Genomic DNA, 13,897 nt, shown 5'->3' on the forward strand with positions numbered 1-13,897 from the left:
GGAATCGTAATAGTGAAAAACAAGAGGAGCAAAACTCCTCTTGTTTTTTTCGTTATTATTTATGATCGTAGTATGCTTTATTTGTACCTTCAGATGTCCATGGTAGTTGCGCTGTACTAAACACATTTTTTGCTTTCCATCCGCCACTTTTGTAATCACCTTTTCCATTTACAACAGAAGCATGGCCTTGTGCAGAGTAATGTTTATAAGATGAGTACACATTTTTATCTTTCTTTCCACGAATCCAATAGCCTCCGTCAACTTTGCCAGACGTTACTGATTTGACAGTACTATTTTCATCTTGAACATAACTAGCTGTTAATTGATCGTTTGCTTTTACAATTTCGTATTTCCCAAAAGATTGTTCAGCAGCTAATGCTCCTCCTGCTCCCAATAAAGCAAATCCAGCTGCTAGCGTTCCAATAGCGACTTTTTTAAACATAAAAATTCCCCCTTAACTAAGTGTAAGAACTGCAAATCAAACATACCATGTTGTATACATAATTTTAATATGTGAACGGTTGATAAAAAACGAATGGAATATTCTGTTTATTTTTTATAAAAATTCCAAATATTATTGACTATTTTCTTGCTTCTTTCTATATTAGTAGATATCACAATGGCCACTAAGAAATGACAAAGCAGTTTTTAATCCGTGGGGACAATCTAAGCGGCTGATGAGCCCTACCAATCGGGCTGTTACTGCCTTAATTTCGTTCATGTTATAACAGGAAAACAGAGGCAAAAAGATAGGGAGGAGGCAGGATGATGAGTAGAGCAAAAGTACAATTCGCGATGCAAGATGATGAAACATTTCGCCAAGGCGTGAAAGATTGTTTGCCAACTGTACTAGGATATTTAAGTATTGGTATTGCAGCTGGTGTAATCGCCAAGACAGCTGGCTTTTCTATTATAGAAATCGCTTTTATGTCGACGCTTATTTATGCTGGTTCTGCACAATTTATACTAGCTGGTATGTACGCTGCTGGAGCTTCGGCATCAGCTATTATTTTTACCGTTTTCTTTGTGAATTTACGTCATTTATTAATGAGTGCTGCGCTAGCTCCATATTTTTTACAAGTACCATTCATTAGAAATATAGTAATTGGTTCACAAATTACAGATGAAACATTTGGTGTTGCTGTGCAGCACGGAGTGAAAAAGGGATATATAGGAGAAAGCTGGATGTTCGGGTTAAATGTAACAGCATATATGAATTGGATTATCGCTACGATTATTGGTGGGCTTTTTGGAGAGTGGATACCAGATCCGCATACGTACGGGATGGATTATGCCCTCCCTGCGATGTTTATCGGCTTATTTGTTCTGCAATTCATAAGCAGCAAACCGAAACGAATGATCCATCTTAGTGTTGCTGTAGCTGCAATCATGATTGCATATAGCGCTCATTTCTTTATGCCAGCGAGCATAGCTGTCATTATCGCAACGCTTACAGCAGCAACGATAGGAGTGATGATTGAGAAATGGAAATTAGATTAGATGTGTTGTTTCTTTTAATAGGAGCTGGACTTGTTACATTCATTCCACGCGTCCTGCCCCTTATTGTATTTCAAAAATTTCAAATTCCAGATTGGGTATTAAAGTGGTTACAGTACATACCGATTGCAATATTAGCTGCTCTTCTTGCGCAAGTATTACTGATGAATGAAACGATGCAGTGGGACTATATGATTGCTGCAATTCCGACATTTCTCGTCGCTATTTATACAAGGAGCTTATTAGGAACCGTATTAACAGGAGTAATTGTGATTATTTTGTTACGTTTGTTTTTATAACAAGGAATTTTAAGGAATGATATCGAAACATGTAGTAATAAAGCTTAGAATAGGGGTGGTGTTATGATTCTTTTCACAGTAGGTATTGTTTTATTTACATTATTTATTTTCTTTCTCATTGGTTTTATTACCTTTACAATGTTTGTGAACAAAGCAACACCACAAATATATTATACACCTTGTAATGTGGCATCTGGGCAGTCTTATAGAGAGAAGAGTAGAAGAAAGAAAAGCTGATGGAGGCTTTTCTTCTTTTCTTTTGAATTTTTTTATAATTAAGTTAGTTGTATAACTAACTTATAAGGGAGAGATTTAGTTGGCAAAACCGAATGTCATTCATAAGCAACAATTGTTGCAAGCAGCAAAAACATTAATTGCGGAGCGAGGAATGGAGAAATTAACGTTAAAGGCTATAGCAGAAAAGGCAAATGTGACACAAGGGACGGTTTATTATCACTTTAAAACGAAAGAGCAACTATTACTTGAGGTGACAGAATCATTTTGTCAGTCAGCGTGGGAGGAGATGGATGAAGGGTTTCAGGTTGAAAAAGCTCTGCAATCAGCAAAAAGTAGGTGTACAAAAGACTCTGTGTATCATCATTTATTTTTTCAACTATTGGCAAGTAGTTTACAGAATGAATCGATGAGAGAAACGATTGGAGAACTATTACATTATGAAAATGAAAAACTACAGGTAGGATTACAAGGGATGTGGGAAAAATCACCGATTGAAGGAATTACATTTGAAACTTGGAGTATCATGTGTAATGCCCTTATAGATGGATTGGCACTACAAGCGTTATATAATCCAAAGTTTTCTACAGAAGAAGCATATAATGGGGTAAACAAATTAATACAACATGTAGGAGTATAGATAAAGGAGGAGAAAACATTGAACGGTAAATCATGGATTACAATTATTTTTTCAATTGGTGTTTGGTTTATGGCTTCTCTATTTTTTATCTTATTTGGTTCTTACGTATTAGTTGAAATCACATCAAGCTTATTTCTTCCTATGCTTCTTATTTTGGAGATTGGTACAGCAATAGCATTATATGTAGTGTTACGGTTTTATCAAAAAATAGATTCTTCCCGATATGCCGCTATAAAACTAGGGATTTTTGGAACGGGAATTGGTTTGCTTCTCGATTCCTTTCTTTTATATTATGCTTCGACGCTCTTTCCGCAACTATCACTACAGCAAATGATTTCTTTCACAATCTGGATGGTTTTTGCATATGTACTGTATTTATTTATACCTGTTTGGATGGAGCGAAAACGGATAAAAGAGCTATCTTAAGTGGATAGCTTTTTTACAAGTTTACATATTAGAAATAGCTTGCAGCAACATTCCAAAGAGAAAACTGATAAAGGAAAATACACCGACACATATGGAAACAATTCGATTATTTCGCCATTCTTTCACACAAACGATAAATCCTAAAATGCAAAGAAAATACCAAATAGGAAGGAAAAGAAAATCACTTATGTAATTTGGAAGCAGTGTATAAAAGTGTGTTAACACTAAAATCCAATGCATGAGAACAAGGGACATCACAATAAGAGAATATCGATAAGGACGACCTAAATAGGTTCCCCTTTTTAACGTGATACATATAAAAGCAAGTGCTAATATGACAATGAAAATAATGAAGGTAAGTAAAAGTAATGTCATAGATATATGAAAACTCCTTTAAGAGAGGTTTTATTTAGTATATTACGTATTCTTTTGAAATGAAATAGATGTTTCAACAAGATATATTCGTGCCGTTCGTTTCAGAATAATAAGAACCCCCACTTCAAAATGATTTGAAGTGGGGGTTCTTATCTTTCCTCTAAGCTCTTAACTGGAACAGTTAATTCATGTTCTGGATTTGCGGCATCATAAATGCGGGCTGTTTCACTGTTTTCATCAACATGTTGAATCATAACAGGCATACCTTGAAAACTAACATTTGCTTGTTCTGCGGATTCGGAAATCTCTTTTGCACGTTGTACATTCATTTTACATTCCTCCCATCTTTACTATTTTTGCTAAAGGGAAGGAATAATATACCAAATTGAGACATATTTAAAGCTTTTGTATGGATTGTAATGTTTCTTTAATAAATCGAGAAAGTGTCGAATTAGGAAATGATTGTAAGAAAATGGGATCGAATTGTATAATAAGTGTAACACAATTTAACCTTAAGGGGGAGAGAGTATAATGGGAGATGTAAGTATAGAACAAAATGATCCGAGGATAAAAATTGCAACGAGAAACATTCTTTTCATGATGGTTGCAAAAATTATATCTTTATTAGGAGCAGGGATTTATACGTTTGCAATGGGACTATATGTTTTAAAAACAACGGGTTCAGGAATAGGATTTGCAACTACGCTTATTTGCGGATCTGTTCCAAGAATGGTATGTGGCCCTATTGCCGGGGCAGTGGCGGATCGCGTTAACCGGAAATGGCTCATTGTCGGCATGGATTTGTTAAGTAGTTTGACGATGTTTACGATGTTTATTCTCGCTACTACATTTGAACCATCACTTTTCTTCATTTATATTTCAGCAGCGCTATTATCCGTTTGTGCAAGCTTTTATTCTGTTGCACTCACCTCGTCCATCCCGCATTTAGTGAATGAAGAAAGAATTCAAAAAGCGAATGCTTTAAATCAAACAGCGGATTCTTTATCAAGAATTTTAGCTCCAATCATTGGAGGAATGATATTTGGATTTTTTTCAATCACATCCTTTTTTCTCTTAAATGGTATCACATTCTTTTTAGCTGTTATTGTACAGTTATGTATCGCATTTCATTTGTATAAAAAGGAAGACACAGAAAATGATGAACCTTTCTTAACGAGTATAAAAGGAGGATTTACATATGTAAGACAGCAACAAGAAATATATGGATTAATGAAAATTGCGCTGTGGGTTAACTTTTTTTCGAGTGCACTTTTCGTTTCACTCCCATATATAATTGTTCAGAGCTTACATTTATCTGCAAAGCAACTGGGGATAATAGAAGGAATGTTAGCAGTTGGAATGTTAATTGGAGCGGCTGTTTTATCCGTTCGTAAGGAAATAAGTAATCCATTTCGCTCTGTTTATATTGGTTTATTTATATTTGCGAGTTTAAGCTTATGTACGGTAGTTCCATTATTAATAACGATTCCAAAAGTAGCAAGCTTTATTTACTACATAATTTTTGTCCTTCTTAGTGGGTTTTCTATGATGATTGTAAATATCCCGATGCAAGTACATATTCAAAAGACAATCAACCAAGCATACTTAGGTCGCGTGTTTGGCCTTCTTGAAACGATTGCGACCGCAATTGCACCACTTGGAATGATTATATATGGATTTTTATTAGATAGATTGCCAACGAGTATTGTCGTGATAACGTTAGGAACAGGGCTATTTTTCGTTGTATTCGTAGGAATTAAACAGCATGGGACGAAAAACAGAGTGAATATGTCAGCTTAAAATAGAAACATTTAGTTTGGATATGTAACGTTGCTTATGAGCATCTCGTAATCTTTTTTCGTTTTGAAAGTAGGATGTATGTATGTTACATTTAAAATGAAAAGCGTTGTAAAGAAAAAAGGAGAAAACATCATGAGAAAAATAAGTTTTGTTACGTTATTTCTGTTCGCTATCATGGCAGGATGTAGCAGTAACTATGATACGTATATTGAAACGGGTCTGACATCATTGCAAAATGAAAAATATAGTGATGCAGTGATGTGGTTTGAAAAAGCAGAAAAAGAAAAATCAGGAAGTGAAGCGAATTCATATAAAGAAGTTGCTCAATTTATGGACCACGGTGCAAATGCATTAAAAGATGGAAAGTATTTAGAAACAAAAGACGATGCAAATAAAGTGTTACAAATGAATATGGATGAGACGCTTGAAAAAGCTGTGAAGTCTAATGCCGAAAATATGCTTCAAAAGGCGAAAGATATTGAAGAAAAAGTAAACGCGAGGGCAGAAAAGAAACGAAAAATTGAAGAAAAAGGAATTGATAAACTGATTAAAGCGGTAGATAGCGTTGATGAGTTAAAAGAAAAGCAGAAAAAAGTTGGAGAAGCATTGGATAAACTTGAGAAAACACATGAAAAAATAGAAGCGAAAAAGAATCAATAGACTCATATGTTAAAAGTTGTGAGGCTGTCATTTATTATGACAGTCTCTTTTTGAATATTATTTGACATTTTTTGTAATTCGAAGATATATAAAGGGATATTTGTTAAGATGAATTTGTGAGACAGTTTCTACAAATCATAAGGGGGTTATGAAATGGGGAAATTAGATGGAAAAATTGCTTTTGTTACTGGTGCTGCAATGGGAAATGGTGCGGGAATCGCTCATGTATTTGCAGAATTAGGAGCGAAAGTATTACTCGTTGATATTTCCGAAAAGGTTCATGAAACAGCAAAGGAAATTGTAAGTAACGGGTTAGAGGCAGCTAGTTATCAAGTGGATGTAACGGATTTTACAGCCGTTAAAGAGATTGCAAAAGATGCATATGAAAAATATGGGAAGATTGATATATTGGTCAATAATGCGGGAGTCATTCGGCTTGCAAATTTCTTAGATATGTCGGATGAGATGCGTGATTTTCAATTCCAAGTAAATATTAATGGTGTGTGGAATTTTGCAAAGGCTGTTTTACCATATATGATTGAGAAAAATTACGGGAAAATTGTCAATATGTCGTCTGTAACAGGAACGTTAGTGGCAGATGAAGGAGAAACAGCTTATGCGACAACGAAAGCAGCCATTTGGGGATTTACAAAAGCGTTGGCGCGTGAAGTAGCAAAACATAATATAACTGTGAATGCAATTTGTCCAGGTTATATTATGACACCGATGGCCGAACAAATTGCAAATGAATCTGATCCAAATAAACCAAATACTGTTATTGATGGAATTGCATCAGGCGTTCCATTAGGACGATTAGGAAGAATTGAAGAAGTTGGACAGCTAGCTGGTTTTCTTGCATCGGATGAATCGAGTTACATAACCGGAACACATATCGTCATTGATGGCGGCAGTACATTACCAGAAACTATTTCTGTTGGTGTGGAATAATATACAAAGGAAAGAGAAATCTTTCTATTCGAAAGGTTTCTCTTTATAATAATTAGGAAATTCAATTTTGTTACAAAAAGTTGAATTTCCGACATTTTGCGAGAAAAAGGATTATAATAAAATCATAACCTATTACAAGGAAGTGTAACTATGAGTACTGTAGCAATTGTATATGGTATTATTCTTTCTGCTATTATTCTTTTATTTATTTTTGGAGTTTCACGTTATATTCACAAATGGAAAGAAGGGATTGCGAAGTTAAATCATATCGAAGAAGAATTCGCTGATTTCATGTTACATCACGGGAAGTAAAGAGGTTCATTTTTTAGAAAAATAATGTGAAGAATATCACAAAACATGCTTGGATGAGAAGGCATGTTTTTTTGTTATGCAAACGATTATAAGGAAGCAATTGTAATTATGTACGTTCAATCGATAGTATTTATTAAATCTGTAGTGACAAATGAAGCGTTCAGAAAAAAGTTATAATAAAATAATTTTATTATGTAAATAAAGAAGAGTGAGTCAATCTAACAATGAAATCATCAACTGAATATTTTGTAATTTTTTATCAAAAAAGCAGGAAAGAAGGAAGTGATTAGAGAAGTAAGGCTTTGCAAGATAAAATGGTGTGATAAAGGAGGCTGTTTGTATGTTTGAGGAAGAGAAAGAAGGGCTTATTGAAGTTCATAATGTGTATGAAGTTGTACCGCCAGATGGAACAATTATTGGCATGGCAACACCGGAAGAAATGGAAGTTGCAGCTGAATTAGAATTACAACATTATGCCTATTCTCGTTTATTAGAAGCGAATGTTCAGTTAGACGGTTCCTCCTATAAAGATGTACTTCAGGAGTTTCAGGAGTATGAAAGAAAATCCATGCATTTTTGGCGCTCATTACATAAGCGTTTAGCGGTACCGTGGGCATGGGTACTTCGCGTTGATGTTGCAAACGGCCCGATTTATGTAAATAACGGAAATTCGTATTACGATGATAATGAAGATGATGAATATGATGAATATGAGGAAGATTACGAATAGATGTAGGGGGAAGCAGAAGAACTGCTTCCTTTTTTATTTGTCATAATGATCACCTTCTAAGCTTGAAATATTTTTTGACAAACGAGTAGTAAACACCAAACGCCCACGCCAAGTAGTACAGATATATGAAGGGAGAAGGAGTGTTTTAAACCAAGATACACCACAAATAAAAGCAGCGCTGATGCAGGAAAGCCATATAATACACCAATTGCAAATTGACTTAAATCTTGTTTACTCCCGCCTTCAACAGAAAGCCAAAATAAGCTAAGCAAACTAATAAGGGGAAGAGCAGCAATGAAACCGCCAATTGTACTATAATGTTTCGCTAATTCTGTTACGCCCCCGATCATGAGAGCTGAAACAATGACTTTAACGAGGAAATGCATATTGGGCCTCCTTTGCAAGTATGGAAAAAGCTTGTTCAATTATTTGCTGTTCTTCTTTTGATAATTGGGATTCCAATATTTTTAATTTCTTTTCATCTAATAAAGTATGTTTTATGAGTGCTTCTTTCCCTTTAGCAGTCAATGCGAGATTCACGACTCGTTCATCTTTTTTATTCCGTTCCTTTAGAATAAGGTCTTTTTGAATGAGCCTTTTTACATGTTCGGATGCTGTATTATGAGAGAGATTTAGTTCAGATGCAATTTTGCTAATTGTTGTTTCTGCTTCTCGGGAAGTGATTTGAAGAATTCGAATCGCTTGATGAGATAGATTATTTTCATATTCGCATCGTAAATGGTAATAAATCGTTTCCCAGTTTTGATTGATATGTTTCATAATAAGAAAGTCCTTCCATTTTTTATTATATCGTATAATAAGATATAATCGTTTGTAAAGATGTAAATGTCTTTTTATTATAGAAAAAGTTTATTTTTCTTGAATTTTAAGGTACTCTTACTGTAAGGGCATACATATAGTAAGAGAGAGGATGATATCATTGAATACATTTAAATGGATTAGTCATGAAAAAATGTATGTAGATCAAATACATGTTGAAAAATGTGGTCCTCTTTCAGTTGGGGTTTATGGCGGGAATCAAGAAAGTGATGCGTATGAAAGAGGAGATGCAGTACTAGCTTGGTGGGATACGCAATTTGAATTTGTGATGATTTTTGATGCCCATCATAAAACGAAAACGATTCAATATATTATAGATGCAATTTCGGAGAGAAGAGAAAAGTTACAAGAATTGTTCTCATATCCTGTCCATCTGGCATTTCATCATACACATATGTATTTATTAGCACTCTTTACCGATGAATGGTTTATTGAGAAATGTGAACAAGAGAATGAAGAACTAGCTTGTTTGATTTGTTTACGAAAAGGTGAGTTCTTGTATTGGTTATCAGTAGGAGAGTGCTTTGCCTATTTATTTCACTCTGAACGAGAGAAGAACGGGAAAGGAAGGCTTAACCAGCCTAAATATTATGAATGTATAGGAAGAAGAAATATTTTTGCAGCGAATACACCTTGTTTTACTTCAGGAGTTCGTGGTTTAGAACGTGGAGTGAATCATATTGTAATGGTAACAGATGGAATTTTGGATTGCGATAAAAAAATGTTAGAAGATGATCAATCATTGTTTGAGGTATTACATAGCAGGGGATGCTTGCAAATTGAACCTGTGTTACAGAATGTTCTGAAATGGAAAGGTAGAGATTGCGCTACCATTATTGGATGGTCGATTGATACAGAAAAGAACAAACGTATAAAGGAATATAAATAGAAAAAGGAGCTCAGAGTATGTAAAAATCTGAGCTCTTTTTTTGTTTACCGAATGCGAATATGATAGCTTTTTAACCATTCGTTCGTTTGTAGCATATATTCCATTGTACTTCTCGCATCCAAATCATTGATTTCTTGATTCGTTTGATTTGCAATTGCAAGCAATGCGGAATGATCGATAAGTGAGAAGATTGGATTGTTTTTATTGCTACACATATCAAGCGTTAAATTGCGAATGGCTTGCAAGTAATTCGGATCTTGTGAAGTTGGATAAGCGCTCTTTCTTCGGTTGCGAACGTCATCTGGTAGAACGCTTTGTAATGCCCGACGTAAAATGCCTTTTTCAATATGATCAATCCGTTTTACTTCAAAAGGTACGTTCCATAAATATTCTACGAGTCGATAATCACAAAATGGTACGCGCACTTCAAAGCCAACCGCCATGCTCATGCGATCTTTTCGGTCCAGTAAAAACGGTAAAAATCTTGTTAAGAATAAATAAAACATTTGGCGTTGTTTTGCTTCTTTTTTATTTTCATCAGGGAGGATCGGAACTTCCTGAATGGCCTCTTGGAATCGATTATGAATATAATGATCAAGATTGGATTGTTTTTTTACTTCATTTTGTAAGAGGAAGGAAGAGTTTTTCCAGTTGGTGAGCCAAGGGAACTGATCTACATATAATAGTTCTTCTTGATGAAACCAAGGATATCCGCCAAATACTTCGTCAGCTGATTCGCCAGAAAGAGCAACAGTAGCGTCTTTTTTCATTTCCTGAAATAGTAAATATAGTGAAGTTTCTATCTCGCCGGCACCCGGTAAATCTTTTGCATAAAGTGGTACGAATAAATGATTTGCTAATTCTTCTGCATTGACAATAATATCGTGATGAGTTGTTCCGACATGTTCAGATACCCGTTTTACCCACGGGGCATCTAGACCAGTGCGAGAAAAAGTTAATTCAAAATCTTTGGCGCTGTTTACAAAGTCGATGGAATACGTATGAAGTGTTTTATTTTCCTTTGCAAATTCCTTTCCTGCTAGAGCAGTAATACCACTAGAATCTAAGCCGCCAGATAACATACAAACGAGAGGTACATCAGCAATGAGTTGTCGTTTTACAGTGTCTTGTAGAATGGAAAGAATATGTGAGGCTGTTTCTTCTGGAGTATCTGTATGTTCTTTACTTGTTAAAGTCCAATATCTTTTTACTGCCTTTTTATCTTCTGTAAATGTGATATAATGTCCGGCGCGCACTTCTTTTATATGTTTCAACACACCGCATCCTGGAGTTCGAAATGACCCGAGCCCAAATATTTCATTAATACCACTTTCGTCAATTTCAGCAGACACGGACGGGTGAGCAAGTAATGCTTTAATTTCTGAGCCGAAAATAATACTATCGTTGCGCTCTGTATAAAAAAGTGGTTTGACACCTAAATGATCTCGCGCTAAAAAGAGTTGCTGTTTTTGATCATCCCATATTGCGAAAGCAAAAATACCATTTAAATGTTGCACGCAGTCTTCTTTCCATTCCAAATAAGCATGGAGCAATACTTCTGTATCTGAACATGTTTCAAATGTGTGCCCATTCTTTTGTAAGATTTCTCTTAGTTCTCGAAAATTATAAATTTCACCATTATATGTGATGGCAAATGTATCATCACCAGCCTTATATGTTTTTGGCTGCGCTCCACCTTTAGGATCAATGACAATTAAACGACGATGTGCGAATGCTGCTCGCGGGGATAGCCAAAAGCCTTCTGCATCTGGGCCACGGTGTTTAATACGGTTTGCCATAGCCTGCAAAATATGCTGTTGATTTGAAAGGTCTTCTCTCCAATCGACCCAACCTGTAATTCCACACATATGTCTCATCTCCTAATTATAAAATAGTGATAGATTAATAAAATGAAATGTATAGCTAGATAAAATCTAACTTTATAAATAGTATACGAGATGAAATAAATTGTAGACTTGAGAAAATATTCTCAGAAATTTTTAGTAGAAAAGTAATCATGTTGTGTAATATACAAGATTGCATAGGAGTGTCCAAACAAAAATGGCATAAGATGCATTACATATAGTATGTTTTTATTTTGTCTAAACTTTACAATCTGTATAGATTATAAAAAAGATATCAATTTTATCCCGTTATTTTAGGACAGTAAGACTCTCGCCTAAGTTTTAGAGTGGGAGTAGGTGGCTCGTTTTATGATGATGAACTTTCTCGTTATCGAAGGCAGAATATGAAAAGGGGGTTGTTGGTTATTTGATTGATCAATATAAGAATATACACATTCAATATGAGAATTTAGATTCATTTCATCTTATATATGATGAACCGTTTATGTTGTCCGTCATGTGGAATGGGGTGAAATATGAATTTTTAATTAGAGTGAAGTCAAACTCTTCTAGGATGATCGTTTTAGGATCTGGAGCGGGAGGATATCATGAGAATCCAATTGGGCCACCGATTTTTCAACGGCATTCTTGGATCAATGATTTACATGATACTGTTATTTATTATAATGATCCTACTTTATATTTAGGTAATATTTTGCTAGGGTGGGGGCAAGGAACAAAAGAACGATATTATTTAAAAGATATTGCAACCATTCTTACAAAGTTAATCGAAAAAACAAAGGTACTTCATAAAAATGTGCTGTTTTTTGGTAGTTCAGGCGGTGGATTTATGTCTTTCATGTTAGCTGGGTTTCTTAAGGATACAGTGGCTCTTGTTAATAATCCGCAAACCTGCTTAACAAAATGGATTTCAGGACCAGTACAAAATGTATTTCGTCATAGTTATTCTGGTTTATCTGAAGAAGAAATTATAGAAAAATATCGAGAAAGAATAAATGTAATAGAATTTTATAAAAGTATACAATACGTTCCAGAAATACATTATGTACAAAATGTAGCTTGTGAATTTGATGTTGTGAACCATATGATCCCCTTCATTGAAGGGCTGAAGAATATAAAAGATAATCACGTGATCAATCATGTCTATTTTGATTTATATCATAAAATAGTAGGAGATACGATGCTCGCAAATCATGTGGCATTAGGAAAAGAAGAAACGATTCATTATTTAAATCATTTACATGAATTTAGAGCTAATAAAAGAAGAAGGGACTGGCCTTGATTAGCAGGCTAGTCCCTTCTTTTTAAAAGGTAGTTACGAATAGGGCGTGAGGGTGCTGCGTCTTATATTCTTCTTTCCATGGAATGTTTAATTGCTCCCATGTTTTTCCGCTATCTATAGATTGAAAGACGCCATTATTATTTAAAGCATAAAACGTATGAGGTTCTGCTGGATTCGTAGCAAGCATGGAAATGACTGTGCCGATTGCAGGTGGTAAGCCTTTATGTACTTGTTCAAATGAGGTATCCTTCGTTTTTCGGTATATATAGGATTCATAAGGAATACGGTGGTGAGCTAAGTCGGCACTTGGTGCGGCAGAAACAAGGATTGTATCACAATCAGCTGGGTCAATTGCCATACTATATAAATAATGATGTTCTAACCCTTCACTGCATGAAATCCAAGTATTACCATTATCGTAACTTTCGAGATATGCTCGTTCAGGTCCGTTCATAAATCCATCACCACATGATGCATATAGGCGGTTAGGGGCATCATCGTGCATGAGTAACTGATGGGCGTCGATTGGAGCACCGAATTTTTTATCGCTCCATGTCTGTCCATGATCATTACTTTGAATAACGGCGCCAGCTTCGATAGATACATGTATTGTATTTTCATTATGGGGGTCTATTGTAATCCATCGTACATGATGCGTAAAGGGACGAGGTGGAAAAGCCCATGTATAGGAAGATAATAATGATTTCATCGTTTTTAGTTCTGTCCACGTTTCTCCTCCATTTTCTGAACAGAATAACGCACTAGGTTCTGTTCCAACATAAATAGTGCCGTAACCGTTCTTTTGTTTTGCGGAGCTTATAGTAATAGAAGTAATAGCAGAATGAAGAATTCCATCTTCTTTCGGAAAATCAAAATAGCGATAGGCATCGCCAATCGGTCTCCAAGAATCTCCTTTATTATCGCTTACCCATAATCCTCGTCCAAAAGTACCGCAGTAAATACGATTCGGTTGGAATGGGTCAACTGCGATACAAGTGGGTTGCATATGTTGTAAGTGGCATTGAATTTGGAAGTCCCCATCTTTCTCTTCAGCAACAATAATTTCACGCTCCATACAAAGAAATAATCGCTTCAAATGA

18 protein-coding genes and 1 pseudogene are annotated in these 13,897 nt (G+C 35.3%); 12 read left to right on the forward strand and 7 right to left on the reverse strand.

Annotated elements, in window-relative coordinates:
• Positions 1-55: 55 nt before the first annotated feature.
• Positions 56-442: a lactococcin 972 family bacteriocin gene (locus MR059_RS01820; protein ID WP_012093884.1), complete on the reverse strand. Its 387-nt coding sequence runs from the start codon at positions 440-442 to the stop codon at positions 56-58.
• A gap of 353 nt (positions 443-795) precedes the next feature.
• Between MR059_RS01820 and MR059_RS01825 the strand changes: the two genes are divergently transcribed.
• From MR059_RS01825 to MR059_RS01845, 5 genes and pseudogenes are all read left to right on the forward strand, one after another.
• Positions 796-1,500, forward strand: coding sequence for an AzlC family ABC transporter permease (locus tag MR059_RS01825; protein WP_396021788.1), 705 nt, complete (start codon positions 796-798; stop codon positions 1,498-1,500).
• A complete protein-coding gene (locus tag MR059_RS01830) occupies positions 1,485-1,796 on the forward strand; it encodes an AzlD domain-containing protein (RefSeq protein ID WP_012093886.1) in 312 nt (103 codons plus the stop codon). The genes MR059_RS01825 and MR059_RS01830 overlap by 16 nt, the downstream gene beginning before the upstream one ends.
• Positions 1,797-1,859: 63 nt before the next feature.
• Positions 1,860-2,033, forward strand: a complete 174-nt coding sequence (locus MR059_RS01835; protein WP_012093887.1) for a DUF3951 domain-containing protein — start codon at positions 1,860-1,862, stop codon at positions 2,031-2,033.
• 79 nt (positions 2,034-2,112) lie between these two features.
• Positions 2,113-2,699: pseudogene (locus MR059_RS01840) on the forward strand (TetR/AcrR family transcriptional regulator).
• Entirely contained in the window at positions 2,689-3,096 is a 408-nt protein-coding gene (locus MR059_RS01845; RefSeq protein ID WP_242161444.1) for a DUF5367 family protein, read from the forward strand. The pseudogene MR059_RS01840 and the gene MR059_RS01845 overlap by 11 nt, the downstream one beginning before the upstream one ends.
• Positions 3,097-3,117: 21 nt before the next feature.
• Here MR059_RS01845 and MR059_RS01850 read toward each other — a convergent pair whose 3' ends face one another.
• A complete protein-coding gene (locus MR059_RS01850) occupies positions 3,118-3,477 on the reverse strand; it encodes a hypothetical protein (RefSeq protein WP_242161497.1) in 360 nt (119 codons plus the stop codon).
• A 143-nt stretch (positions 3,478-3,620) separates the two neighbouring features.
• Positions 3,621-3,800, reverse strand: a complete 180-nt coding sequence (locus MR059_RS01855) for an H-type small acid-soluble spore protein (RefSeq protein WP_242161447.1) — start codon at positions 3,798-3,800, stop codon at positions 3,621-3,623.
• A 202-nt stretch (positions 3,801-4,002) separates the two neighbouring features.
• Between MR059_RS01855 and MR059_RS01860 the strand changes: the two genes are divergently transcribed.
• From MR059_RS01860 to MR059_RS01880, 5 genes are all read left to right on the forward strand, one after another.
• Positions 4,003-5,271, forward strand: a complete 1,269-nt coding sequence (locus MR059_RS01860; RefSeq protein ID WP_242161449.1) for an MFS transporter — start codon at positions 4,003-4,005, stop codon at positions 5,269-5,271.
• A gap of 132 nt (positions 5,272-5,403) precedes the next feature.
• Positions 5,404-5,931 (forward strand): outer membrane protein assembly factor BamD, encoded by a 528-nt coding sequence (locus MR059_RS01865; protein WP_242161451.1) that lies wholly within the window; start codon positions 5,404-5,406, stop codon positions 5,929-5,931.
• Between the two features lie 153 nt (positions 5,932-6,084).
• Positions 6,085-6,879, forward strand: a complete 795-nt coding sequence (gene ucpA / locus MR059_RS01870; RefSeq protein WP_087094775.1) for an SDR family oxidoreductase UcpA — start codon at positions 6,085-6,087, stop codon at positions 6,877-6,879.
• Positions 6,880-7,029: 150 nt separating this feature from the next.
• Positions 7,030-7,191 (forward strand): hypothetical protein, encoded by a 162-nt coding sequence (locus MR059_RS01875; RefSeq protein WP_012093895.1) that lies wholly within the window; start codon positions 7,030-7,032, stop codon positions 7,189-7,191.
• A gap of 340 nt (positions 7,192-7,531) precedes the next feature.
• Positions 7,532-7,921 carry a hypothetical protein gene (locus MR059_RS01880; protein WP_012093897.1) on the forward strand — a complete coding sequence of 130 codons (390 nt, stop codon included), beginning with the start codon at positions 7,532-7,534 and terminating at the stop codon, positions 7,919-7,921.
• 56 nt (positions 7,922-7,977) lie between these two features.
• Here the strand turns inward: MR059_RS01880 and MR059_RS01885 are convergent, their stop codons facing one another.
• Positions 7,978-8,307 (reverse strand): DUF3147 family protein, encoded by a 330-nt coding sequence (locus MR059_RS01885; protein ID WP_012093898.1) that lies wholly within the window; start codon positions 8,305-8,307, stop codon positions 7,978-7,980.
• A complete protein-coding gene (locus tag MR059_RS01890; protein WP_012093899.1) occupies positions 8,291-8,701 on the reverse strand; it encodes a MarR family winged helix-turn-helix transcriptional regulator in 411 nt (136 codons plus the stop codon). The genes MR059_RS01885 and MR059_RS01890 overlap by 17 nt, the downstream gene beginning before the upstream one ends.
• A 151-nt stretch (positions 8,702-8,852) precedes the next feature.
• On the opposite strand from MR059_RS01890, the gene MR059_RS01895 reads away from it, so the two are divergent.
• Entirely contained in the window at positions 8,853-9,650 is a 798-nt protein-coding gene (locus MR059_RS01895) for a PP2C family serine/threonine-protein phosphatase (RefSeq protein ID WP_041809625.1), read from the forward strand.
• A 44-nt stretch (positions 9,651-9,694) separates the two neighbouring features.
• On the opposite strand, the gene asnB is transcribed toward MR059_RS01895, so the two are convergent.
• A complete protein-coding gene (asnB, locus tag MR059_RS01900; protein ID WP_012093901.1) occupies positions 9,695-11,518 on the reverse strand; it encodes an asparagine synthase (glutamine-hydrolyzing) in 1,824 nt (607 codons plus the stop codon).
• Between the two features lie 403 nt (positions 11,519-11,921).
• Between asnB and MR059_RS01905 the strand changes: the two genes are divergently transcribed.
• The gene (locus MR059_RS01905; RefSeq protein WP_012093902.1) at positions 11,922-12,797 is read left to right on the forward strand and encodes a hypothetical protein; all 876 of its coding nucleotides are present in this window, start codon (positions 11,922-11,924) and stop codon (positions 12,795-12,797) included.
• Between the two features lie 22 nt (positions 12,798-12,819).
• Here the strand turns inward: MR059_RS01905 and MR059_RS01910 are convergent, their stop codons facing one another.
• A complete protein-coding gene (locus MR059_RS01910) occupies positions 12,820-13,893 on the reverse strand; it encodes a WD40/YVTN/BNR-like repeat-containing protein (protein ID WP_242161452.1) in 1,074 nt (357 codons plus the stop codon).
• Positions 13,894-13,897: the final 4 nt, after the last annotated feature.

It is taken from the genome of Bacillus cereus group sp. BfR-BA-01522 (assembly GCF_022662635.1).
In the GTDB taxonomy this organism is placed as follows: Bacteria; Bacillota; Bacilli; order Bacillales; family Bacillaceae_G; genus Bacillus_A; species Bacillus_A cytotoxicus.

Coding starts and splice junctions, on each gene's coding strand:
- MR059_RS01820 (WP_012093884.1), bottom strand. CDS start 442: ATGTTTAAAAAAGTCGCTATTGGAACGCTAGCAGCTGGATTTGCTTTA.
- MR059_RS01825 (WP_396021788.1), top strand. CDS start 796: ATGCAAGATGATGAAACATTTCGCCAAGGCGTGAAAGATTGTTTGCCA.
- MR059_RS01830 (WP_012093886.1), top strand. CDS start 1,485: ATGGAAATTAGATTAGATGTGTTGTTTCTTTTAATAGGAGCTGGACTT.
- MR059_RS01835 (WP_012093887.1), top strand. CDS start 1,860: ATGATTCTTTTCACAGTAGGTATTGTTTTATTTACATTATTTATTTTC.
- MR059_RS01855 (WP_242161447.1), bottom strand. CDS start 3,800: ATGAATGTACAACGTGCAAAAGAGATTTCCGAATCCGCAGAACAAGCA.
- MR059_RS01860 (WP_242161449.1), top strand. CDS start 4,003: ATGGGAGATGTAAGTATAGAACAAAATGATCCGAGGATAAAAATTGCA.
- MR059_RS01865 (WP_242161451.1), top strand. CDS start 5,404: ATGAGAAAAATAAGTTTTGTTACGTTATTTCTGTTCGCTATCATGGCA.
- ucpA (WP_087094775.1), top strand. CDS start 6,085: ATGGGGAAATTAGATGGAAAAATTGCTTTTGTTACTGGTGCTGCAATG.
- MR059_RS01875 (WP_012093895.1), top strand. CDS start 7,030: ATGAGTACTGTAGCAATTGTATATGGTATTATTCTTTCTGCTATTATT.
- MR059_RS01880 (WP_012093897.1), top strand. CDS start 7,532: ATGTTTGAGGAAGAGAAAGAAGGGCTTATTGAAGTTCATAATGTGTAT.
- MR059_RS01885 (WP_012093898.1), bottom strand. CDS start 8,307: ATGCATTTCCTCGTTAAAGTCATTGTTTCAGCTCTCATGATCGGGGGC.
- MR059_RS01890 (WP_012093899.1), bottom strand. CDS start 8,701: ATGAAACATATCAATCAAAACTGGGAAACGATTTATTACCATTTACGA.
- MR059_RS01895 (WP_041809625.1), top strand. CDS start 8,853: ATGATATCATTGAATACATTTAAATGGATTAGTCATGAAAAAATGTAT.
- asnB (WP_012093901.1), bottom strand. CDS start 11,518: ATGTGTGGAATTACAGGTTGGGTCGATTGGAGAGAAGACCTTTCAAAT.